Source organism: Streptomyces radiopugnans, from assembly GCF_900110735.1.
GTDB classification, from domain to species: Bacteria; Actinomycetota; Actinomycetes; order Streptomycetales; family Streptomycetaceae; genus Streptomyces; species Streptomyces radiopugnans.
In genome coordinates this window covers 133,605-155,952 of record NZ_FOET01000015.1, presented here as the reverse complement: position 1 = coordinate 155,952, position 22,348 = coordinate 133,605, and the positions used below count along the sequence as shown (strand labels likewise).

Genomic DNA, 22,348 nt, shown 5'->3' with positions numbered 1-22,348 from the left:
CCACCGCCCCGTAGGCACGGCCGCGGAAGATGCGGCCGTCCTCCAGAACCAGTACGGCGGGCACCCTGGCGGCCGTGCGAACAGAAGTCGTCATCATGCGCCTTCCTCGTGGTGCTTGGTGGCGGCAGCTTCGGTGGTGCCGTGGGGTTCGTCTGCGGTGCCGGACACGGTGCCCGAGGCTGTGCCTGAGGCTGTGCCCGAGTCTGTGCCGGTGGACATCGCACGGAGCGCGTCCAGCCAGGCGGCGTGCTCGGCGGCGCGGTCGGAGCGGAAGCCGGAGTCCAGCAGGCGGTCGCCGTGCTCCCAGGTGATCACCAGCAGGCCGTCCTCGGTGAGGACCTTGCCGGCGATGCCCTTGTCGAGCCGGGCGCCGCGCAGCCGGCCGGCCGGGATGAAGAAGTCGTTCGCCCCGGGCCGTACCACGTCCACCCCGTGCTCGGTGAGGGTGAGTTCGACGCGGCTGCGGGCGCCCAGGCCGTGGGCGACGATCCGGTCGAGCCACTGCCCGGCCGTGGTGGAGCCGTGGTAGCGGCCGGTCATGGTGAGCTTCGGCTCGCCGGGGTCGGCGGGCGCCTGGGGGAGGTCGGGGAGGTCGGACTGGAGCACCGAGCGCCACTTCCAGCCCTCCCTCATCAGCCAGTACACCAGGGCGACGACCAGGAGCAGGCCGATCACCCAGGCGATCCGGGGCGCCCAGTCCGTGACCTGCTGCGACTCGGGCGCCGCGGCGTACCGGGTGGCGAGTGTCACCGGTGAGAGGTTCATACGAGCTCTCCGTCCATGACGGTCGCCCTGCCCCGCAGGAACGTGTGCGTGACCCGGCCCGGCAGCTCGCGGCCCTGGTAGGGGGTGTTGCGGCTGCGGGAGGCGAAACGTGCGGAATCCACCGCTCCACGGTAGGACGGATCGACCAGGACGAGGTTGGCGGGCTCACCAGCCGAGACGGGGCGTCCGTGGCCGGCCAGGCGCCCGATGGCCGCGGGGCGGAAGGACATGCGGTCGGCGACGCCCGCCCAGTCCAGCAGCCCGGTCTCCACCATCGTGTGCTGGACGACGGACAGGGCGGTCTCCAGGCCGACCATGCCCATGGCGGCCGCGCCCCACTCGCAGTCCTTGTCCTCGTGGGGGTGGGGGGCGTGGTCGGTGGCGACGCAGTCGATGGTGCCGTCGGCCAGCGCCTCGCGCAGGGCGGTGACGTCGGCCTCGGTGCGCAGCGGCGGGTTGACCTTGTAGACCGGGTCGTAGGAGCGCACCAGCTCGTCGGTGAGCAGCAGGTGGTGCGGGGTGACCTCGGCGGTGACGTTCCAGCCCTTGGACTTGGCCCAGCGCACGATCTCCACCGATCCGGCGGTGGACAGGTGGCAGATGTGCACGCGGGAGCCGACGTGCGCGGCCAGCAGCACGTCGCGGGCGATGATCGACTCCTCGGCGACCGCCGGCCAGCCGCCCAGGCCGAGCTCGGCGGAGACCGTTCCCTCGTTCATCTGGGCGCCCTCGGTCAGCCGGGGCTCCTGGGCGTGCTGGGCGATGACTCCGTCGAAGGCTTTGACGTACTCCAGCGCCCGGCGCATGATCACCGCGTCGTCCACGCACTTGCCGTCGTCGGAGAAGACGCGCACCGAGGCGGCCGAGTCGTGCATCGCGCCCAGCTCGGCGAGCTGCTTGCCCTCCAGGCCGACGGTGACGGCGCCGACCGGCTGCACGTCGCAGTAGCCGGACTCCCGTCCCAGCCGCCAGACCTGCTCGACGACGCCGGCGGTGTCGGCGACGGGGAAGGTGTTGGCCATGGCGTGCACGGCGGTGTAGCCGCCGGAGGCCGCGGCCCGGGTGCCGGTCAGCACGGTCTCGGAGTCCTCGCGGCCCGGCTCGCGCAGATGCGTGTGCAGGTCCACCAGGCCCGGCAGCAGGATCTGCCCCTCGGCCTCGACCACGCGGGCCCCGTCGGCGTCCAGACCGGCGCCGACGGCCGCGACGGTCTCGCCGTCGACCAGGACGTCCAGCGCCTCGCCGCCCAGCACCTTCGCGCCGCGGATCAGGGTCTTGCTCATGGGTGTCACTTCTCCTCGGTACGGGCGGTGGTGCCGGCGGCGTTGGCGGTGTTGTTGGCGTTGGCGTGGTCGGAGCCGCCGAGCAGCAGGTACAGGACGGCCATGCGGATCGAGACGCCGTTGGCGACCTGCTCGGTGACGGTGCAGCGGCCGGAGTCGGCGACCTCGGCGGTGATCTCCATGCCCCGGACCATGGGCCCGGGGTGCATCACGACGGCGTGCTCGGGCATCCGGTCCATGCGCTGGGTGTCCAGGCCGTAGCGGCGGGAGTACTCGCGCTCGGTGGGGAAGAAGGCGGCGTTCATCCGTTCGCGCTGGACGCGCAGCATCATCACGGCGTCGGACTTCGGCAGCACGGCGTCCAGGTCGTAGGAGACCTCGCAGGGCCAGCCCTCGACGCCGACCGGCAGCAGGGTGGGCGGGGCCACCAGGGTGACCTGGGCGCCCAGGGTGTTCAGCAGGTCCACGTTGGAGCGCGCGACCCGGCTGTGCAGGATGTCGCCGACGATGGTGACCCGCCGGCCGGCGAGGTCCCGGCCGAGCCCGGCGTCCGGGCCGATCAGGCGGCGGCGCATGGTGAACGCGTCGAGCAGCGCCTGGGTGGGGTGCTGGTGGGTGCCGTCCCCGGCGTTGACGACGGCGGCGTCGATCCAGCCGGAGGTGGCCAGGCGGTAGGGGGCCCCGGAGGCGCCGTGCCGGATGACGACGGCGTCCACTCCCATCGCCTCCAGGGTCTGGGCGGTGTCCTTGAGGGACTCGCCCTTGGAGACCGAGGATCCCTTGGCCGCGAAGTTGATGACGTCGGCGGACAGCCGCTTCTCGGCGGCCTCGAAGGAGATGCGGGTGCGGGTGGAGTCCTCGAAGAAGAGGTTGACGATCGTGCGGCCGCGCAGCGCGGGCAGCTTCTTGATCGGGCGGTCGGCCAGGCGCGCCATCTCCTCGGCGGTGTCGAGGATGCGCACGGCGTCGTCGCGGGTGAGGTCGGCGGCCGAGATCAGGTGACCGGAAGTCCGGGGGTTGCCCCCGGGGAAGAGCGGCATCTGGATGTGCTCCGGTGTGTGGAGGTTTCAAGGCATGCGGGCGCGCGGACGCGGCCGCGGGGGGCCGCTGGGCCCGCAAGGGCGGGAGCGGCGGAGGGCGCGAGGGGTGCGGGAGCGCTACCGCTCGCCGGACCGGGCGGCCTCTCGCACGCCCAGGAGCACGCCGTCGCGGCCGTCCTCCTCGGTGAGCTGGACCTTGACCGTCTCCCGCAGCGACGTGGGGAGGTTCTTGCCGACGTAGTCGGCGCGGATCGGCAGTTCGCGGTGGCCGCGGTCGACCAGGACCGCGAGCTGCACGGCGCGGGGGCGGCCGATGTCGCCGAGCGCGTCGAGCGCGGCCCGGATGGTGCGGCCGGAGAAGAGCACGTCGTCGACCAGGACGACCAGGCGCCCGTCGACGCCCTCGGCCGGGATCTCGGTGCGGGCCAGGGCGCGGGCGGGGCGCATCCGCAGATCGTCGCGGTACATGGTGATGTCGAGCGAGCCGGCCGGCAGCGGACGGCCGGTGATCTCCTCCAGCTTGGCTCCCAGCCGCCTGGCCAGGTGCGCGCCGCGGGTGGGGATGCCCAGGAGCACCACGTCGTCGGCGCCCTTGGCGCGTTCGACGATCTCGTGGGCGATGCGGGTGAGGACCCGCGCGATGTCCGGTGCCTCCAGCACGGGGCGGACCGGGTCGGGACCGTTGCCGTCCAGTTCTCCCATGGATGTGTCCACGGTAAACGGACCTCCTTCCCCGCCTCACGGGACGGGCCTTAAAGGACGTCGGATGGTGCGCCGTCAACGGTACCAGCCCGTCCGGGCGGACTGTCCGGGGCGTCCGCTCCGGCGCCCGCCGGGGCCGTTCCGCACCGGGGTGCGCGGGCCGCGACTCCCGCGCACCCCCCGGTATGGACCGGCCCGGCTTGACGCCGTACATTACGCTGCGTAACATCACAGTGAGTTACGAAGACGTCCTCCGGGGAGCCATATGTCCAGCGAATACGCCAAACAGCTCGGAGCCAAGCTCCGCGCCATCCGCACCCAGCAGGGGCTCTCCCTCCACGGTGTCGAGGAGAAGTCCCAGGGCCGCTGGAAGGCGGTCGTGGTCGGCTCGTACGAGCGCGGCGACCGTGCCGTGACCGTGCAGCGGCTGGCCGAGCTGGCGGACTTCTACGGCGTCCCGGTGCAGGAGCTGCTGCCGGGCAGCACGCCGGGCGGAGCCGCCGAACCGCCGCCGAAGCTCGTTCTGGACCTGGAGCGGCTGGCCCACGTGCCCTCCGAGAAGGCGGGCCCGCTGCAGCGGTACGCCGCGACGATCCAGAGCCAGCGCGGCGACTACAACGGCAAGGTGCTGTCGATCCGCCAGGACGACCTGCGCACCCTCGCCGTCATCTACGACCAGTCGCCCTCGGTTCTGACCGAGCAGCTCATCAGCTGGGGTGTGCTGGACGCCGACGCACGTCGCGCGGTCCAGCACGAGGAGGCCTGAGGCCTCCCCCCGCGGCGCGGCCGCCACCGGGCGGGGCCCTCGTGCGAGGGTTCCGCTCCCGGTGGCGGTCGCGCTCCGCGCCGGTCCCCCGGGGATTTCCGACAGCGAGGGGCCCGGGACACCCGTCGGGTGTCCCGGGCCCCTCGCCACTTCTTCGGTGCGGCCCCGGCCCGGAGGCTCAGGCGCGCTTCAGCGTCGGCTTGAGCTCCTTCAGACGGCCCAGCAGGCCGTTGACGAAGGTCGGGGATTCGTCGGTGGAGAACTCCTTGGCGAGCTGCACCGCCTCGTCGATCACCACCGCGTCGGGTACGGCGTCCTCCCAGATCAGTTCGTACGCGCCGAGCCGCAGGAGGTTGCGGTCCACCGCCGGCATCCGGTCCAGCGTCCAGCCGACGGCGTAGGTGGCGATCAGCTCGTCGATCCGGTCCGCGTGCTCTGCGTACCCCTCGACGAGCTGCATCGTGTACTCGCCGACCGGCGGCTGCCGCTCGTCGGTCCGCGCGTGCCGGATCCAGTCCGCCAGCACGGCCGTCACGGCGCTGCCGCGCTGGTCGGACTCGAACAGGATCTGGAAGGCCCGTTTACGTGCCTTGCTGCGGGCTGCCACGGTTAGCTGTTCACCCGGCCGAGGTACTCGCCGGAGCGGGTGTCGACCTTGATCTTCTCACCGGTGGTGATGAAGAGGGGCACGCCGATCTCGTAGCCGGTCTCCAGCCGGGCGGGCTTGGTGCCGCCGGTGGAGCGGTCGCCCTGGACGCCCGGCTCGGTGTACTCGACGACCAGCTCGACGGCGGCGGGCAGTTCGATGAACAGCGGGTTGCCCTCGTACACGGCGACCGTGCACTCCTGGCCCTCCAGCAGGTAGTTGGCGGCGTCGCCGACGACCTCGGGGGTGATGGGCATCTGGTCGTAGGTCTGGGTGTCCATGAAGACGAAGTCGGCGCCGTCCTTGTAGGAGAACTGCATGCCGCGTCGGTCCACGGTGGCCGTCTCGACCTTGGTGCCGGCGTTGAAGGTCTTGTCGACCACCTTGCCGGAGAGCACGTTCTTGAGCTTGGTGCGGACGAAGGCGCCGCCCTTGCCGGGCTTGACGTGCTGGAACTCGACAACGGACCAGAGCTGGCCCCCTTCGAGCTTGAGCACCATGCCGTTCTTGAGGTCGTTCGTGGTGGCCACGGTCGCGGAATCTCCTGAGACTGCTGCTGCTGCGGAAGACCGAAGGACCACGCCCCCGTGTCACAGGGCGAGCAGTTCCTTGGTCGTGATGGTGAGTAGCTCCGGTCCGCCGTCCGCCTGCGGGCGGACGACGAGCGTGTCGTCGATCCGGACGCCGCCCCGTCCCGGGAGGTGGACCCCCGGTTCGACGGTGACCGGCACACAAGCGTCCAGTTTACCCATGGCCGTCGGCGACAACCGAGGGTCCTCGCCGATTTCCAGCCCCACACCGTGCCCGGTGCCCGGTTCCAGGAGGTCGCCGTACCCGGCCGCCTCCAGCGGATGGCGGGCGGCCCTGTCCACCTCACGGTACTCCGTCCCCGGCAGCAGTGCCTCCCGCCCCGCGCGCTGGGCCGCGAAGACCAGCTCGTACAGCTCGATCTGCCAGTCGGCGGGGGCCGGGCCGATCACGAAGGTGCGGCCGATCTGGCAGCGGTAGCCGCGGTAGCGGGCGCCCAGCCGCACGCTCAGGAAGTCGCCCTCCTCCACCCGCCGGTCCCCGGGCCGGTGGCCGGGCAGACCGGAGTTGCGGCCGGTGCCGACACAGGTGGGGAAGGCGGGGCCGTCGGCGCCGTGGTCCATCAGGCGCCGTTCCAGCTCCAGCGCCAGGTGGCGTTCGGTACGGCCCACCAGGATGGACTCCAGCAGCTCGCCGAGCGCGTGGTCGGTGATCTCCGCGGCGACGCGCAGGGCGTCGAGCTCCTCCTCGTCCTTGACCAGGCGCTGCTGCTCCACGGCGCGGCCCAGGTCGGTCAGGCGCAGCCGGGGCGCGGCCGCGGCCAGGGCCCGGTGCCGGGCCACGGTGAGGTCGTGCTCCTCCACCGCCAGCAGTGACGTGCCCGGCCCGGCCGTGGCCGCCGCCAGTTCGGCGGCCACGACGGCCGGGTCGGGCACGTCCCCGGGCAGGACGGTGCAGCGCAGGTCGCCGGTGGTGCGCGGCGGCTCGGTGCGTCCGTCGGTGGCGGGCGCGGCCGGACTCAGCAGGGTGTCGCGGCCGTCCGCCCCGAGCAGCAGGACCGCTCCGGGCACGGACCAGCCGGTCAGGTAGCGGACGTTGGCGGACCGGGAGACCAGGGCGGCCTCACCGCCCTCCGCCGTCCAGCGGTCGCGCAGTCGGCTGCGGCGGGCCACGTACACCTCGGACATGCCCCTGAGCGTACGCAGGGTGACGCACGGCGGCGTCCCGACACGTCCGGACGGCGGCACCCGCCGCCCGCCGCACGTGCTACCAGCTCGGCGGGCTGGTGAGCGCGCGGGCCACGGCCTCGTCCAGCAGCCGTGCGGTGGTGGCCACGTCCTGCCGGGAGTTGTCGATGATCGGCAGCCCGGAACCGTACCAGCCGGCCATCCGCCCGTGGATGCGGGCGACCTCCTCGTCCGACAGCCGCCGGTTGCCGCTGCGCTCGGCGTTCCGCTCCAGGACGACCTCCAGACCGGGCAGCAGCACCACCGGGATCAGGCCGGGGCCGACGTGGCGCTTCCAGCCGCCGAGGCCGACGACGGGCCGGTCGGGGAAGACGGCGTCGTCCAGGATGCAGGAGATGCCGTTGGCCAGGAAGTTGCGGGCCGCGAAGCCGCAGGTGCGGCGGGCGAGGCGGTACTGCGCCTCGGAGTGCTCGTTCCAGCCGGACTGGGGGTCGGCGAAACCGGAGCGCACCCATTCGCGGACGTCGTCGAGGCTGATGTGCGCGGTGGGCACCCGGCGGGTGTCCGCCCAGTACCGGGCGACGGTGGTCTTGCCGGCCCCGGCCGGGCCGATCAGCAGGACGGCGACGGCGGCGGTGTGCGCGGCCTCCACCGTGACGGGGCCGGCGGCCGGGTCGGCCGTGCCCGATATCTGCACCGGCGCGCCGGGCGGCAGCCGGAGGTGGCCGGTGGCGTCCGGGGCCTGCGGCGGGGGCGCCGGGGTGGGCGCCGCGGCCGGAGGCGGCCCGGCGGGAGGTGCCGTGGGCACGGCGGCGGGCGGGACGGCGGGCGGAGCCGGGTGCGAGGGGGGCGGGGGCGGGGGGACCCGGCGGGGGGTGTTCCAGCCGGGGTGGGCGGCGGGCTGCGGGTGCGCGTGAGGGTGGTGGGGATGGGGGTGGGGTGGGTGTCCCTGGGAATGGCCCTGGGGTGAGCCCGAGGGCGGGACGGGCCGCTGCGCCCCGTACTGCTGCATCCGGTCCCAACTCCGTTTCCGTCCGGTGCGCCGGCCGGGCGCGGTGGGCCCGGCCGGACGTCACCTCGTCCGTCCGGCACCGAACGGTACCCTCCCCGTCCGGTGCCGTGTGAACGGCCGGCGGTCCGAAGTGGTGCCCGCGCCCCCCGTCCCGGCCGTTTCAGTCCTGCGGCCGGTCGCCGGCCAGTGCGCGCAGGGCCAGTTCGTAGGAGCCGATGCCGAAGCCCGCGATGGTGCCGGAGGCCACGGCCGCCACGACCGAGGTGTGGCGGAACTCCTCGCGGGCGTGGGGGTTGGAGATGTGCACCTCGATCAGCGGGGCGGTGCGCTGGGCGGCGGCGTCGCGCATCCCGTACGAGTAGTGGGTGAACGCGGCGGGGTTGAGGACGACCGGCAGGGATGCGTCGGCGGCCTCGTGGAGCCAGCGGATCATCTCGCCCTCGTCGTTGGTCTCGCGGACCTCGACCTCCAGACCCAGCTCCCTGCCCAGTTCCGTGCACCGTTCGACGAGCCCGGCGTAGGAGGTGGAGCCGTAGACGTCGGGCTCGCGGGAGCCCAGGCGGCCGAGGTTGGGGCCGTTGAGGACGAGGACCCTGCGGGGCCCGGCGGCGCTCACGCGGCGATCTCCGCGTGGGCGGCGAGCAGCATCGCCGGGTCCGGCCCCTCCAGGACGGCGGGCCTGGCCAGCCCGTCCAGGACGATGAAGCGCAGCCGGTCGCCGCGGGTCTTCTTGTCGACCTTCATCGTCTCCAGCAGCTTGGGCCACTGGTCGCCCCGGTAGGTGACGGGCAGCCCGACGGCGGTGAGGATCGCCCGGTGCCGGTCGGCGGTGGCGTCGTCCAGCCGGCCCGCGATGCGGCCCAGCTCGGCGGCGAAGACCATGCCGACGGCGACGGCCGCGCCGTGCCGCCAGTTGTAGCGCTCGTTCTTCTCGATGGCGTGGGCCAGGGTGTGCCCGTAGTTGAGGATCTCCCGCGGCCCCGACTCCTTCAGGTCGGAGGAGACCACCTCGGCCTTGACCCGGATGGAGCGCTCGATCAGCTCGGAGGTGTGCGGGCCCTCGGGGGTGCGGGCGGCCTCGGGGTCGGCCTCGATCAGGTCCAGGATGGCCGGGTCGGCGATGAAGCCCGCCTTGATGATCTCGGCCAGGCCGCTGACGTAGTCGTGCACCGGCAGCGACTCCAGCGCGGCCAGGTCGCACAGCACTCCGGCCGGGGGGTGGAAGGCGCCCACCAGGTTCTTGCCCTCGGCGGTGTTGATGCCGGTCTTGCCGCCGACGGCCGCGTCCACCATGCCCAGCACCGTGGTGGGCACCGCGATCCAGCGCACCCCGCGCAGCCAGGTCGCCGCGACGAAGCCCGTCAGGTCGGTGGTCGCTCCCCCGCCGACGCCGACGACGACGTCGGTGCGGGTGAAGCCGGACTGCCCCAGCGCCTTCCAGCAGTACGCGGCGACCTCGGCGGTCTTGGCCTCCTCGGCGTTGGGCACCTGGACGGCGATGGCCTCGTACCCCTGCTCCGCCAGGTCCTCGCGCAGCACCTGGCCGGTCTCGGCCAGCGCCTCGGGGTGGATCACGGCCACCCGGCGGGCCTCGGTGCCGATCAGGCCCGGCAGTTCGTCCAGGAGCCGCCGTCCGACGAGGACGTCGTAGGGCGCGGTGCCCGCGGTGCCGCCGACGGTGATGCGGGTGGGAGGTGTGGTGGTCATGCTTCCTTCAACCTAAGTGCGTCCAGGACCGCCTGGGCGGTCTCCTCCGGGTCACGGCCCTCGGTGGTGACGACCGCGCGGGCCACCTCGGTGTACAGCGGGCGGCGCTGCTCCATCAGCGTGCGCCACTGCTTGCGGGGGTTGACCGCCAGCAGGGGGCGCGGGGCGTCCAGCCCGACGCGTTTGACCGCGTCGGCCAGTGCCACGTCCAGGAAGACCACGGGAAGACCGGCCAGCAGCTCGCGGGTGCCGGCGTCCATGACGGCGCCGCCGCCGAGCGAGACCACGCCCTCGTGCCCGGTCAGGGCCGCGCGTACCGCCCCCCGCTCCAGTGCGCGGAAGTGCGCCTCCCCGTCGTCGACGAAGATCTCGGGGATGGTCTTGCCCGCGGCGGCCTCGACGTCCGCGTCGGTGTCGCGCAGCGCCACCCCCAGCCGGCGGGCCAGCACCGCCCCCACGGTGGTCTTGCCCGCGCCGGGCGGGCCCACCAGGACCACGGCCGGGCCGGCGCCGGCTTCCTGCGGCCGCTCGGCGCTCACCGGATCTCCAGGTTGTCCAGGAAGCCGGTCACGTTGCGGCGGGTCTCGGTGACCGAGTCGCCGCCGAACTTCTCGGCGACCGCGTCGGCCAGCACCAGCGCCACCATCGCCTCGGCGACGATCCCGGCGGCCGGCACCGCGCACACGTCCGAGCGCTGGTGGTGGGCGCGGGTGGCCTCCCCGGTGGTCACGTCCACGGTGGCCAGCGCCCGCGGCACGGTGGCGATCGGCTTCATCGCCGCCCGCACCCGCAGCACCTCGCCGGTGGACAGCCCGCCCTCGGTGCCGCCCGACCGCCCCGAGGCGCGCCGCACCCCGTCCTCGCCGGGCACGATCTCGTCGTGCGCCTCGGAGCCGGGCACCCGGGCCAGCTCGAAGCCGTCGCCGACCTCCACGCCCTTGATGGCCTGGATGCCCATCAGCGCTCCGGCCAGCCGGGCGTCCAGCCGCCGGTCCCAGTGCACATGGGAGCCCAGCCCGACCGGCACCCCGTGGGCGACGACCTCGACGACGCCGCCGAGGGTGTCGCCGTCCTTGTGGGCGGCGTCGATGACCTCCACCATCGCCCGGCTCGCCTCCGGATCCAGGCAGCGCACCGGGTCGGCGTCCAGCCGCGCCACGTCCCCCGGCTCCGGCAGCGTCCCGGCCGGGGCCTCGGCCCCGCCCAGCGCCACCACGTGGGAGACGATCTCGATGCCGGCCGTCTCCTTCAGGTACGACCGGGCGACCGCGCCCAGCGCCACCCGGGCGGCCGTCTCCCGCGCCGAGGCCCGCTCCAGGATCGGCCGGGCGTCACCCACCCCGTACTTCTGCATCCCGGCCAGATCGGCGTGGCCGGGGCGGGGCCGGGTCAGCGGCGCGTTGCGGGCCAGCTCGGCCAGCTCGGCCGGATCCACCGGGTCGGCCGCCATGACCTTCTCCCACTTGGGCCACTCGGTGTTGCCGATCATGACCGCGACCGGGGAGCCCAGGGTCAGCCCGTGCCGCACCCCGCCGAGGAAGGTGACCTCGTCCCGCTCGAACTTCATCCGCGCGCCGCGACCGTAGCCCAGCCGCCGCCGCGCCAGCTCGTCCGCCACCATTTCCGTGGTGATCGGCACGCCGTAGGGCAGCCCCTCCAGCGTCGCCACCAGTGCGGGGCCGTGCGACTCCCCCGCGGTCAGCCAGCGCAACCTGCTCAACGGTGCTCCTCAGTCCAGGCCCGTACGTGCTCGGTCCCGATCCTTTCACGATCGCACCGCGGGACCGGCCGTCCGTCCAGCAGACGGGACGCCCGTCTCGGCTGCCGGTCCCCGCCTCAGGCCGTGCGCGCGGCCAGCGCGGCCTCGCCCGCCGCGCGCATCGCGGCCAGCGGGGCCGGGGAGCGGCCGGTCATCATCTCGACCTGGAGGACCGCCTGGTGCACCAGGAGGTCCAGGCCGCCGAGGACCCGCCCGCCGCGCCCGGCCCAGGCCGCGGCCAGCGGGGTCGGCCAGGGCTCGTAGAGGACGTCGAAGAGGGTGCCGGGCCGCTCGGGCACGGCCGCCGCCAGGGCGTCGGCGGCGCCCGCGGGCGTGGTGGCGATCACCAGGGGCGCGACCAGCGCCCGCGGCGCGTCCGCCCAGTCGGCGGTCGCCACCGCAACACCCAGCCGCTCCCCCCAGCCGCGCATCTCCTCGGCCCGCTCCCGGCTGCGGACGTACGCGGTGACCTCGCCGGTGCAGATCCGGGCGAGCGCGGCGAGCGCGGAGGAGGCCGTGGCCCCGGCGCCCAGCACCGCGGCGTGCGGGACGCTCTCCACGCCGCGTTCGCGCAGTGCGGCGACCATGCCGGGGATGTCGGTGTTCTCGCCGAGGCGGCGGCCGTCCGCGGTGAAGACCACGGTGTTGACGGCCCCGACCGAGGCCGCGGTGTCGCCGATCCCGTCCAGCAGGGGGATGACGGCCCGCTTGAGCGGCATGGTCAGCGACAGGCCGGCCCACTCCTCGCCGCCGGCGGCGAGTTTCTCCAGGAACGGCGCGATGCCGCCCTCGTCCACCTCGAAGCGGTCGTACGACCAGCCGGTCAGGCCCATCTCGCGGTAGGCGGCCCGGTGGAGCACCGGGGAGAGGGAGTGGGCGATGGGCGATCCCAGGACCGCCGCCCGCCTCGCGGCCGGGCTCACTGGCCCTCCCCGTTCTTCTCCTGCTCCGCGTTGAACTTCTCCACGTGCCGGCTGTGTTCCTCGTAGGTGTCGGAGAACACCGTGTTGTCCTCCGTGATCGACACGAAGTAGTACCAGTCCCCCTCGGCCGGCTCCACCGCCGCGTGCAGCGCCTCGGCGCCCGGGCTGTTGATCGGGCCGGGCGGCAGGCCCTTCTTGGCATAGGTGTTGTAGGGGTGGTCGAACTTGGCCATGGTGCTGGGCGAGGGCACGTCCAGCGTGTACTGGTTCTTGGCGAAGTTGTAGGTGGAGTCGAACTGCAGGTAGCCGTTGGTCTCGGTGTTGTCGGGCTTCAGCCGGTTGTAGACCACGCGGGAGACCTTCACGAAGTCGTGCTTGTACTTGCCCTCCGCCTGCACCAGGCTGGCGACGGTGAGCACCTGGAGCGGCGACTCGAGGCCGAGCCGCTCCACATGGCCTTCCAGGTCCGCCTTCTCGAACTCCCGCTCGGCCCGCTCCACCATCTTCTTGAGCAGGTCCTCGGGCTCGGTCTTGTCGCCCACGGTGTACTTGGCGGGGAAGAGGAAGCCCTCGGGGTTGCCCTCCGCCCACTCCGGCAGGCCGAGGTCGGCCTTCTCGGCGGCCTTCTTCGTGGTGCCCTCCGCCAGCTCGAGCTTCTCGTCGATCAGTGCGTAGATCTCCGAGGCCCGCTTGCCCTCGGCGATGATCAGGGCGTTCTGGCTGGAGGGGTCGAGCATCATCTCGATGGCCGCCGCCGAGGACATCTCCTTGCGGAGCATGTAGACGCCCGGCTGGATGCTCTGCGCCTTGGGGTTGGCGTTGGACGCCTCGATGAAGCCCTGCTGGCTCTTGACCACGCCGGCCTTCTCCAGGATGGCGCCCATCTGGGCCAGCGTGCTGTTCTCGGGGATCTCCACCTGGGTCTCGCCCTCGCCCCGGCCCGAGAAGTCGGGCGCGGCGGCGAAGTGGCTCTGGTAGAAGTCGTAGACGAAGTAGCCGGCCGTGCCGACGCCGCCGACCAGGACGAGGGCGACGGTCAGGCAGGCGATGCCGTTCCTGCCCTTCCTGCCGCCCCTGCCCTTGCCCCCGCGTCCGGACCGGCCGCCGCCCTCGTCGTCGTGCTCGTCGTCGCCGTCGTCCGAGAAGAAGGCGTGCTCGCCCTGGTCCGGGCCGGGGTCCCAGCCGGTCTCCTCGTCGGGCCCGGGGCCGGGGTCCGGCTCGTCGCGGCGCCGCCGCCCCGGCTGCCGGGAGTGCGGAGGCTGCTGCCCGTACTCCTCGTGCTGCTCGGGGTGCTCGGGGTGTTCGCGGTGCCCGTGCTGCTCGGGATGCTGTCCGGGGTACTGCGGGTAGGCGTCCTGGGCTCCGGGGTGAGCGGTGTGGTCCGCGTACTGTCCGCCGCCGTACGGATCGTCCTGGTGCTGCCCCTGGTGCTGTCCGTAGGGGTCGCCCTGGTGCTGCTGGTGCTGGCCGTACGGATCGCCGTACTGCTGCTGTTGGCCGTAGGGGTCGCCCTGGTGCTGCCCGTGGTGCTGCTGGTCCTGGTGGCCGTACGGATCGCCGTACTGCTGCTGGTGACCGTACTGCTGTCCGCCGCCCTGGGCGTCCCAGCCCTGCTGCCCGTAGCCGGGCTGCTGGTGCTGTTGTTGGCCTTGGTGCTGTTGGCCCTGGTGCTGCTGGGGGTGGTACTGACTCTGCCCGCCGTAGGTGTCCCAGTCGCCGTGCCGGGTTCCCTGCTGGGCCCCGTGGTGGGCTCCGTCGTTCCACCCCTGGTCCCCGTAGAGCGGGTCGTCGGGGTGCCACGGTTCGGAGCCGGTGCCCCGGCCATACTCAGTCATCGATCCCCTAGAGCCGTCGGACGGCAGCCGGTTGCGGTACTCGCGGACGCCGCTGCCCGAACAGCCGTCTCCGGCGTACGGCTTGGTGTTCGAACGGCGCCGTCCGAAGCGGAACGTTACCGTACCGCTATCGGCCGCCCGCCCCGACGCACTCCCCCGGGGCCTGGCCGGACACCCGCTCGGTCTCCAGTGCGCTCTGCAGGATGACCACGGCCGCGGCCTGGTCGATCCGGCTGCGCCCCTTCTTCGACGAGACGCCCGAGGCGCGCATGGACTGGGCCGCGGTGACGGTGCTCATCCGCTCGTCCACCAGGCGTACCGCCACCGGGGCGACGGCCTGGGCCAGTTCCCGGGCGAAGGCCCGCACCCGGGTCGCGGCCGGGCCCTCCCGCCCGTTGAGGGAGCGGGGGAGCCCGACCACGACCTCCAGCGGTTCGTACTCCGCGACGAGTTCGGCCAGCCGGCGGCGGGCGGCCGGGACGTCGCGTCCCGGCACGGTCTCCACCGGTGTGGCCAGGAGCCCGTCGGGGTCGCAGGAGGCGACCCCGATCCGGGCGTCCCCGACGTCGACGGCCAGCCGCCTGCCGCGCCTCATCAGGCGGCCGCCACCAGGCGCTCGACGGCGGCGACGGCCTCGTCGACCGCCTGGGGGTTCTGGCCGCCGCCCTGGGCGACGTCCGGCTTGCCGCCGCCCCCGCCGCCGAGGGCCTTGGCGGCGGCGCGGACGAGGTCGCCGGCCTTCAGGCCGCGGTCGCGGGCGGCGTCGTTGGTGGCGATGACGGTCAGCGGACGGCCGTTGGCCACCGAGAACAGGGCCACCACGGCCGGACGCCCGCCCTGGATACGGCCGCGCACGTCGAGGACGAGCTTGCGCAGGTCGTCGGCGGTCGTGCCGTCGGGGACCCGGGCGCCGACGAAGGCGGTCCCGTTGACGTCGCGGGCGGAGGAGGCAAGGCCCGCGGCGGCGGCCAGGACCTTCTCGGCGCGGAAGCGCTCGATCTCCTTCTCGGCGTCCTTGAGCTTGGCGAGCATCCCGGAGATCTTCTCCGGCAGCTCCTCGGGGCGACCCTTGAGCAGATCGGTGAGCTGGGAGACCACCGTGTGCTCGCGGGCGAGGAAGTTGTAGGCGTCCACGCCGACCAGGGCCTCCACGCGGCGCACGCCGGAGCCGATGGAGGACTCGCCCAGCAGCTTCACCAGGCCGAGCTGGGCGGTGTTGTGCACGTGGGTGCCGCCGCACAGCTCCTTGGAGAAGTCGCCGATGGTCACCACGCGCACCCGGTCGCCGTACTTCTCTCCGAACTCGGCGATGGCGCCCTGCTTCTTGGCCTCCTCCATGCTCATCACCTCGGCCATGACGTCGAGTTCACGGGCGAGAACCTCGTTGATCTTCTGCTCGACGTCGGTGAGGACGGTGCCGGGCACGGCGGTCGGCGAGCCGAAGTCGAAACGGAAGCGGCCCGGGGCGTTCTCGGAGCCGGCCTGGGCGGCCGTCGGGCCGAGCGCGTCGCGCAGCGCCTGGTGGGTGAGGTGGGTGGCGCTGTGGGCGCGGGCGATGGCCCGGCGGCGCGTGACGTCGATGGCGGCGTACGCCGAGGCGCCGACGGTGACCTCGCCGACCTGGACGGTGCCCTTGTGCACGGTGACGCCGGGCACCGGCTGCTGGACGTCGCGGATCTCGACGACGGCGCCGGAGTCCAGGCGGATGCGGCCGGTGTCGGGCTGCTGGCCGCCGCCCTCGGCGTAGAACGGGGTGCGGTCGAGCACGACCTCCACCTCGTCGCCCTCGGAGGCGGCCGGCGAGGGCAGGCCGTTCACCAGCAGGCCGACGACGGACGCCTCGCCCTCGGTGTCGGTGTAGCCGGTGAAGACGGTCGTCCCGGCGGTGTCGGCGACCTCGCGGTAGGAGCTCAGGTCGGCGTGGCCGGTCTTCTTGGCCCTGGCGTCGGCCTTGGCGCGCTCCCGCTGCTCCCTCATCAGGCGGCGGAAGCCCTCCTCGTCCACGGACAGGCCCTGCTCGGCGGCCATCTCCAGGGTGAGGTCGATGGGGAAGCCCCAGGTGTCGTGGAGCAGGAAGGCCTTCTCGCCCGGCAGGACGGCCCCGCCGGCGGCCTTGGTCTCGGTGACGGCGGTGTCGAGGATGTTGGTGCCGGCCTTGAGGGTCTTGAGGAAGGCGGCCTCCTCGGCGAGCGCGACGGTCTCGATGCGCTGCCGGTCGGTGATCAGCTCCGGGTACTGCTGCCCCATCGTGCCGATCACGGTGTCGACCAGCTCGCCGACGACCGGCTTGTCGGCGCCCAGGATGCGCATGTTGCGGATGGCGCGGCGCATGATGCGGCGCAGCACGTAGCCGCGGCCCTCGTTGCCGGGGGTGACGCCGTCGCCGATGAGCATCACGGAGGTGCGCATGTGGTCGGCGACCACGCGCAGCGAGACGTCGCTGCCCTCGGCGGCGCCGTAGCGCACCCCGGTCAGTTCGCCGGCCTTGTCGATGACCGCACGCAGGGTGTCGGTCTCGTACATGTTGTGCACGCCCTGCAGGATCATCGCCAGGCGCTCCAGACCGAGGCCGGTGTCGATGTTCTTGCTGGGCAGCTCACCGAGGATCGGGTAGTCCTTGCCCTCGCCCGGCCCGCGCTCGTACTGCATGAAGACCAGGTTCCAGATCTCCACGTAGCGCTCGTCGTTGACGGCCGGGCCGCCCTCGGCGCCGAACTCGGGGCCGCGGTCGTAGTTGATCTCCGAGCAGGGGCCGCAGGGACCGGGCACGCCCATGTCCCAGTAGTTCTCCTTCTTGCCCAGCCGCTGGATCCGCTCCGCGGGGACGCCGACGACGTCGCGCCAGATGCGCTCGGCCTCGTCGTCCTCCTCGTAGACGGTGATCCACAGCTTCTCCGGCTCCAGGCCGTAGCCGCCCTTGTCCTGGGGCGTGGTGAGCAGCTCCCAGGCGAGCTTCGCGGCGCCCTCCTTGAAGTAGTCGCCGAAGGAGAAGTTGCCGCACATCTGGAAGAAGGTGCCGTGCCGGGTGGTCTTGCCGACCTCCTCGATGTCCGGGGTGCGCACGCACTTCTGCACACTGACGGCGCGCTCGTACGGCGGGGTGGCCTCACCCAGGAAGTACGGCTTGAAGGGCACCATGCCGGCGGGGACCAGCAGCAGCGTCGGGTCGTCCGCGATCAGCGACGCCGACGGCACGACGGTGTGCCCCCGCTCCTCGAAGAAGCGCAGCCAGCGGCGGCGGATTTCAGCCGACTCCATCAGTGGTCCTCATTCCGGTCGTACGGGTGGGTGGCTCCGAGGGCGGGACGGTGCGGGGCCCGTCCGGCGATCCCCCGGCGTTCTTCCGCCTGGCCTGCGGCCCCGGGGTCGGCGGGGGCCGTCAGTCCCAGTGCGTCGTTCAACTCGATCTCCCGCTGTGCCATTCCGGCGCGGACGTCGAGCGCGAAGTCCTTGAGCCGGTGCCCGGCCGCCACGGCCTGGTCCGCCGCTCGTACGGCGAGGCTGTCGGGCGCGAGGCTGCGCAGCTTGCGGTTGACCTTGGTGGTGGCCCAGACGCCGGCGGCGGCGCCGGCGCTGAACCAGAAGGCACGGCGGAACACGGTGGGATCAGTCCTTTCCGTCGCGGCGCCGGCCGGCCCCCCGGCGCGCGGCCGGCACGGACCGGCCCACGACGACGGGGCGCTTGGACCGCGGCGGGTCGCTCCTGCGGCCGAGGGCGCGGCGCACTCCGTAGCCGAACGCGGCGACCTTGACCAGCGGGCCGCCGAAGGCGGTGGAGACGGTGGAGGAGAGCGCCGAGGCGTTGGCGGTGACCTCCTGGACGTCCGAGGCGATGGCGTCCACCCGGCTGAGCTGGCTCTGTGCCGAACGGACGGTCTCGGATGCCTCGCTGAGGAGGGGGACCGCCTGCTCCGTCACACCCGTCACCAGTCTGGTCGCCGCCTTGAGCGTCTGCGCGAGCCTCACCAGCACCACGGCGAGGAACGACACCAGGATCGCCCAGAAGACGGCCACCAGGAGGCCGGCCACCTCTCCACCGGACACGCTGCACCGCTTCCCTCGGGTCGTATGGGGTCGGCCGCCGCGTCCTGCGGTTCGTGGGGGTACCTGCCCACCGATCTCACGGGTGCGACGGCGGATACCGACCTTATCGCGCCGCGGGCCGTCGCCCGTACCGCATTGTCCCCGCACCGCGCTCCCCCGGCCCGGCGGCACCGGCCCGCGCCCGCGCGCCGGTGCGCGACGCGCCGCGGCCCTCCTGCCGCGCGGGACGTCAGGAGGGCCGGGGACCGGGAGGTCCGGACGCCCGTACCGCCCCTGCCGCCCGGGGCGGGCGGCAGGGGCGGTACGGGCGCGGTGCGGGATCAGCGGGCGTAGTACTCCACGACGAGCTGCTCGTCGCAGACGACCGGGATCTCCTTGCGGTTCGGCTCGCGGTCCAGGCGGAAGGCCAGCGCCTGGAGGTTGACCTGGAGGTAGCGCGGGGTCTCGCCGTCGGGCGCGTAACCGCCCTCGCGCGCCACCTGGAAGGGGTGCTTGGCGCGGCTGCGCTCGCGGACGGACACCACGTCCTCCGGGCGGACGCGGAAGGAGGGCTTGTCGACCTTGCGGCCGTTGACCTCGATGTGGCCGTGCACGACCATCTGGCGGGCCTGGTAGATGGTGCGGGCGATCCCCGAACGCAGGACGAGCGCGTCCAGGCGGCGCTCCAGCTCGATGACCAGGGCCTCGCCCGTCTTGCCCTCGGCCTTGCGGGCGCGGTCGTAGGCGCGGGCCATCTGGCGCTCGCTGATGTCGTACTGGGCGCGCAGTCGCTGCTTCTCCAGCAGCCGGACCTTGTAGTCGCTGTTCTGCTTGCGGCCCCGGCCGTGCTCGCCCGGCGGGTACGGGCGCTGCTCGAAGTACTTCACGGCCTTCGGGGTCAGCGCGATGCCGAGCGCACGCGACTTCTTGACCTTGGGACGCGACTGGTTCACGTTGAACGGACCTCCGTGTAATTTAGGTGAGCCTAACCTTAGCGGAGGAGAACGCATGTTTCGACCTGGGAGCCCCCTGCCCGGCGCCGGTTCCGCACGCGGCGGCGGCCCCGGCGGCAGTGCCGGAGCCGCCGCCGGGGCGGAGAGCGCGAGGAGGGGTCAGCCGCGTCCCGAGGCGGAGCCTGACGAACGGCGGCCCGGAGCCGCCGAGCGGATGCGTACCCTCGTCGAGTCGAACGCCTCGGCCGCCCTGGTCATTCCCGGTGCGGACCTGGGCGATCCGGAGTGGCCGGGCCAAGGTGCCTGCGAGGCCCGCGCCGTCACCCCCGAGGGGGACGTGCTCCTGCTGGTCCCGGCCGGTTCCCCGGCCGCCCGGGCCGCGGCCCACGCCCGGGACGGCGATCTGGCCGTCGTGATGGAGATCACCGACGTGGCGCCCGTCGCGGTGCCCCACCGCGTTCGCGGCCGGGCCGAGGTCGCGGGCTGGCTCACCCCCGTCTCCGGCGGCGAGCGGGCGTCCTGCGCCCGGCTGATGGCCGAGCGGCACCCCTCGGGGCCGTTCCCGGGCGCGGCGTGGACACCGCTGCGGCTGGAGGTCGGCGAGGGGTGGATCGGCGATCTGCGGGGTGAGGGGCACGTCGAGCCGGACGAGTTCGCCGCCGCGGCGCCCGACCCCCTGGCGCGCCACGAGGCCGAGTTCCTGCAGCACCTCGCCACCGCCCACGACGACCTGCTGCGCGGGCTGTGCTCGCTGCTGGGCGAGCGGGAGCGGGCCTGCGGCGCCTGGGAGGCGGTGGTGCCCGTGGCCCTGGACCGCTTCGGGCTGCGGGTGCGGTTCTGCGCGGACGGGCGGGGCTTCGACGCGCTCTTCGACTTCCCGCGGCCGGTGCGGGACGCGTCGGGGCTGCGCCGTGCGGTCCGGGCCCTGTTCGAGGCCGGTTCCGCGTCCTGAGGGGTCCAGGGCCACGGCGCCGGGAACGCGCGGGGCCCGGCGGAGCCGGCGGCGGGCCCTCAGGGCTTGTCCGGCGCCCCCTCACCCCGCAGCCTGGCCCGCACCCGCTCCGCCACCTCGGCGTACCGGGCCTCCGCCCCGTACCGCGTCGGCTCGTAGTAGCGCCTGCCGTGGACGCCGTCCGGGGCGTACTGCTGCGCGGCGATGCCGCCGGGCAGGTCGTGCGGGTAGCGGTAGCCCTCGCCGTGGCCCATCTTCCTCGCGCCCTGGTAGTGGCCGTCGCGCAGGTGCCGCGGCACGGGGCCGGCCAGGCCCGCCCGTACGTCCGCCAGGGCCGCGTCGATCGCCAGGTAGGCGGCGTTGGACTTCGGGGCGAGGGCCAGGGCGACGGTCGCCTGGGCGAGCGTGATCCGCGCCTCGGGGAAGCCGATCATCGCCACCGCCTGGGCCGCGGCCACGGCGGTCTGCAGGGCCGTGGGATCGGCCAGGCCGATGTCCTCGCTGGCGGAGATCATCAGCCGCCGGGCGATGAACCGCGGGTCCTCCCCCGCCTCTATCATCCGGGCCAGGTAGTGCAGGGCCGCGTCCACGTCCGATCCCCTGATGGACTTGATGAGCGCGCTGGCCACGTCGTAGTGCTGGTCCCCGTCGCGGTCGTACTTCACCGCCGCCCGGTCGACGGCCTCCTCCAGCGTCGCCAGGGTGATCTCCCGCTCGCCCTTGTCCAGGGCCGCGCCCGCGCCCGCCTCCAGCGCGGTGAGCGCCCGGCGCGCGTCGCCGCCGGCGATCCGCAGCAGATGCGCCTCGGCGTCCCCCGGCAGCTCCACCGCACCCGCCAGCCCGCGCTCGTCGGCGACCGCTCGGCGCAGCAGCCCGCGCAGGTCGTCGTCGGTCAGCGGCTCCAGGGTCAGCAGCAGCGAGCGGGACAGCAGCGGGGAGATCACCGAGAAGTACGGGTTCTCCGTCGTCGCCGCGATGAGGGTGACCCAGCGGTTCTCCACGGCCGGCAGCAGCGAGTCCTGCTGCGCCTTGCTGAAGCGGTGGATCTCGTCCAGGAACAGCACGGTGTCCTTGCCGTAGGCGCCCGACGAGCGCCGTGCGCCGTCGATGACGGCCCGGACCTCCTTGACCCCGGCGGTGATGGCCGACAGCTCCGTGAAGCGCTTGTCGGTGGCCTTGCTGACGACGTAGGCCAGGGTCGTCTTGCCGGTGCCCGGCGGCCCCCACAGGATCACCGACGACGGCCCCGCGGGCCCCTTCCCGCCCTCGCCGACCAGGCGGCGCAGCGGGGAGCCCGGGCGCAGCAGGTGCTGCTGGCCGACGACCTCGTCCAGGGTGCGCGGCCGCATCCGGACCGCCAGGGGGGAGGCGGACGGGTCCTTCTCCTGGCGCTCCTCGGCGGCGGCGGTGAACAGATCCGGTTCCACGGAACGCAACCCTAAGTCACGCCGCCGACAGTCGTACCGGCAGCGCCGGCGCCTCCGGGACGAACGGCCGGAGGGCCGCCCCGCACCGGTGACGGCACGGGACGGCCCTCCGGCCGTTCACGGATCAGCTCGTCCAGAAGTCCCACCAGCGGGTCAGGACCAGCATGCCGATGATGCCGACGTGGACCGCGGGGATCACCCAGTGGAACTCCCGCACGCCCTCGCGCAGCCAGGCCGGGGCGGGCAGGAAGCCGTTGTGGATGTTGCGGAAGGTCGTGTACCAGAACATCAGCAGGGTGGCGACCCAGGCCAGGTTGCACCACAGGCACAGCTTGCCGATCTCGTACAGCGACTGGTACATCAGCCAGGTGCAGAAGCCGACTCCGAAGAGCATGCCGGCGTTCATGGTCAGCCAGTACCAGCGGGGGAAGCGCGCCCCGGCCAGCAGGCCCATGCCGACGGCGACGATCATGCCGTAGGTGACCAGGCCGAGCACCGGGTTGGGGAAGCCGAACGCCTCGGCCTGCGGGCTCTCCATCACGCTGCCGCAGGAGACGATCGGGTTGATGTCGCACGCCATGTCCAGCGTGTCCCCGGTGAGCTTGGCCTCCAGCAGTCTGAACTTGTCGACCGTGATCACCCAGGCGGCGAGCACTCCGGCCAGACCGGTGATCACCAGCAGCAGGGCGTAGGCACGGCCCGCGCCCACGGCACCCCCCGCGGGCGGCCCGCCGCCGTCGTCGCCGGTGCGGGCCGCTTCGTCCCGGGGTGCCGTGGTCGTCGTCATGGTCGAGTCATCCCGTCGTCTCAGGTGGGGTTCTTCATTGTGCACAACGCACA

The 22,348-nt window shown here is 73.3% G+C and carries 23 protein-coding genes; 2 read left to right on the top strand and 21 right to left on the bottom strand.

The window, feature by feature from the left end; all coding sequences use genetic code 11:
- Positions 1-93: 93 nt before the first annotated feature.
- The 4 genes from BMY40_RS22740 to pyrR all read right to left on the bottom strand — a co-directional run bounded on the left by BMY40_RS22740 (position 94) and on the right by pyrR (position 3,790).
- Complete coding sequence (locus tag BMY40_RS22740; RefSeq protein WP_093662583.1) at positions 94-765, bottom strand: PH-like domain-containing protein; 672 nt, start codon at positions 763-765, stop codon at positions 94-96.
- Complete coding sequence (locus BMY40_RS22735) at positions 762-2,048, bottom strand: dihydroorotase (RefSeq protein ID WP_093662581.1); 1,287 nt, start codon at positions 2,046-2,048, stop codon at positions 762-764. The genes BMY40_RS22740 and BMY40_RS22735 overlap by 4 nt, the downstream gene beginning before the upstream one ends.
- A gap of 5 nt (positions 2,049-2,053) precedes the next feature.
- Complete coding sequence (locus tag BMY40_RS22730) at positions 2,054-3,088, bottom strand: aspartate carbamoyltransferase catalytic subunit (RefSeq protein WP_093662579.1); 1,035 nt, start codon at positions 3,086-3,088, stop codon at positions 2,054-2,056.
- A gap of 117 nt (positions 3,089-3,205) precedes the next feature.
- The gene (pyrR, locus tag BMY40_RS22725; RefSeq protein ID WP_093662578.1) at positions 3,206-3,790 is read right to left on the bottom strand and encodes a bifunctional pyr operon transcriptional regulator/uracil phosphoribosyltransferase PyrR; all 585 of its coding nucleotides are present in this window, start codon (positions 3,788-3,790) and stop codon (positions 3,206-3,208) included.
- Positions 3,791-4,055: 265 nt separating this feature from the next.
- On the opposite strand from pyrR, the gene bldD reads away from it, so the two are divergent.
- Positions 4,056-4,556, top strand: a complete 501-nt coding sequence (gene bldD / locus BMY40_RS22720) for a transcriptional regulator BldD (RefSeq protein WP_093662576.1) — start codon at positions 4,056-4,058, stop codon at positions 4,554-4,556.
- A 178-nt stretch (positions 4,557-4,734) separates the two neighbouring features.
- Here the strand turns inward: bldD and nusB are convergent, their stop codons facing one another.
- The 15 genes from nusB to rpsD form a co-directional block, all read right to left on the bottom strand.
- Positions 4,735-5,163, bottom strand: coding sequence for a transcription antitermination factor NusB (gene nusB, locus BMY40_RS22715; protein WP_093662574.1), 429 nt, complete (start codon positions 5,161-5,163; stop codon positions 4,735-4,737).
- Positions 5,164-5,165: 2 nt separating this feature from the next.
- Positions 5,166-5,732, bottom strand: a complete 567-nt coding sequence (efp, locus tag BMY40_RS22710; protein WP_093662572.1) for an elongation factor P — start codon at positions 5,730-5,732, stop codon at positions 5,166-5,168.
- A 60-nt stretch (positions 5,733-5,792) separates the two neighbouring features.
- Entirely contained in the window at positions 5,793-6,917 is a 1,125-nt protein-coding gene (locus BMY40_RS22705; protein WP_093662570.1) for a M24 family metallopeptidase, read from the bottom strand.
- A gap of 79 nt (positions 6,918-6,996) precedes the next feature.
- Positions 6,997-7,929 carry an AAA family ATPase gene (locus BMY40_RS22700; RefSeq protein ID WP_093662568.1) on the bottom strand — a complete coding sequence of 311 codons (933 nt, stop codon included), beginning with the start codon at positions 7,927-7,929 and terminating at the stop codon, positions 6,997-6,999.
- A 160-nt stretch (positions 7,930-8,089) separates the two neighbouring features.
- On the bottom strand, positions 8,090-8,545 hold the full coding sequence (gene aroQ, locus BMY40_RS22695) for a type II 3-dehydroquinate dehydratase (protein WP_093662566.1): 456 nt from the start codon (positions 8,543-8,545) through the stop codon (positions 8,090-8,092).
- Positions 8,542-9,636 carry a 3-dehydroquinate synthase gene (aroB, locus tag BMY40_RS22690; protein ID WP_093662564.1) on the bottom strand — a complete coding sequence of 365 codons (1,095 nt, stop codon included), beginning with the start codon at positions 9,634-9,636 and terminating at the stop codon, positions 8,542-8,544. Before aroB ends, aroQ begins: the two co-directional genes overlap by 4 nt.
- The gene (locus tag BMY40_RS22685; RefSeq protein WP_093662562.1) at positions 9,633-10,175 is read right to left on the bottom strand and encodes a shikimate kinase; all 543 of its coding nucleotides are present in this window, start codon (positions 10,173-10,175) and stop codon (positions 9,633-9,635) included. The genes aroB and BMY40_RS22685 overlap by 4 nt, the downstream gene beginning before the upstream one ends.
- Positions 10,172-11,356 carry a chorismate synthase gene (gene aroC, locus BMY40_RS22680; protein ID WP_093662560.1) on the bottom strand — a complete coding sequence of 395 codons (1,185 nt, stop codon included), beginning with the start codon at positions 11,354-11,356 and terminating at the stop codon, positions 10,172-10,174. Before aroC ends, BMY40_RS22685 begins: the two co-directional genes overlap by 4 nt.
- 116 nt (positions 11,357-11,472) lie before the next feature.
- Positions 11,473-12,318, bottom strand: coding sequence for a shikimate dehydrogenase (locus tag BMY40_RS22675; RefSeq protein ID WP_093662558.1), 846 nt, complete (start codon positions 12,316-12,318; stop codon positions 11,473-11,475).
- Positions 12,315-14,153, bottom strand: a complete 1,839-nt coding sequence (gene mltG, locus BMY40_RS22670; RefSeq protein WP_093662556.1) for an endolytic transglycosylase MltG — start codon at positions 14,151-14,153, stop codon at positions 12,315-12,317. The genes BMY40_RS22675 and mltG overlap by 4 nt, the downstream gene beginning before the upstream one ends.
- A 127-nt stretch (positions 14,154-14,280) precedes the next feature.
- Positions 14,281-14,748, bottom strand: coding sequence for a Holliday junction resolvase RuvX (gene ruvX / locus BMY40_RS22665; RefSeq protein WP_093662554.1), 468 nt, complete (start codon positions 14,746-14,748; stop codon positions 14,281-14,283).
- Positions 14,748-17,411 carry an alanine--tRNA ligase gene (alaS, locus tag BMY40_RS22660; RefSeq protein WP_093662552.1) on the bottom strand — a complete coding sequence of 888 codons (2,664 nt, stop codon included), beginning with the start codon at positions 17,409-17,411 and terminating at the stop codon, positions 14,748-14,750. The genes ruvX and alaS overlap by 1 nt, the downstream gene beginning before the upstream one ends.
- Positions 17,411-17,752: a DUF6167 family protein gene (locus tag BMY40_RS22655; RefSeq protein ID WP_093662550.1), complete on the bottom strand. Its 342-nt coding sequence runs from the start codon at positions 17,750-17,752 to the stop codon at positions 17,411-17,413. The genes alaS and BMY40_RS22655 overlap by 1 nt, the downstream gene beginning before the upstream one ends.
- A gap of 7 nt (positions 17,753-17,759) precedes the next feature.
- The gene (locus BMY40_RS22650) at positions 17,760-18,197 is read right to left on the bottom strand and encodes a DUF948 domain-containing protein (RefSeq protein WP_093662548.1); all 438 of its coding nucleotides are present in this window, start codon (positions 18,195-18,197) and stop codon (positions 17,760-17,762) included.
- Between the two features lie 320 nt (positions 18,198-18,517).
- Positions 18,518-19,186: a 30S ribosomal protein S4 gene (gene rpsD / locus BMY40_RS22645; protein ID WP_093662546.1), complete on the bottom strand. Its 669-nt coding sequence runs from the start codon at positions 19,184-19,186 to the stop codon at positions 18,518-18,520.
- Between rpsD and BMY40_RS22640 the strand changes: the two genes are divergently transcribed.
- On the top strand, positions 19,185-20,081 hold the full coding sequence (locus BMY40_RS22640) for a DUF2470 domain-containing protein (RefSeq protein ID WP_425443159.1): 897 nt from the start codon (positions 19,185-19,187) through the stop codon (positions 20,079-20,081). The genes rpsD and BMY40_RS22640 overlap by 2 nt on opposite strands.
- 59 nt (positions 20,082-20,140) lie before the next feature.
- Here BMY40_RS22640 and BMY40_RS22635 read toward each other — a convergent pair whose 3' ends face one another.
- Positions 20,141-21,508 carry a replication-associated recombination protein A gene (locus tag BMY40_RS22635; protein ID WP_093662542.1) on the bottom strand — a complete coding sequence of 456 codons (1,368 nt, stop codon included), beginning with the start codon at positions 21,506-21,508 and terminating at the stop codon, positions 20,141-20,143.
- Between the two features lie 124 nt (positions 21,509-21,632).
- Complete coding sequence (locus BMY40_RS22630; RefSeq protein ID WP_093662540.1) at positions 21,633-22,295, bottom strand: vitamin K epoxide reductase family protein; 663 nt, start codon at positions 22,293-22,295, stop codon at positions 21,633-21,635.
- Between the last annotated feature and the right edge of the window lie 53 nt (positions 22,296-22,348).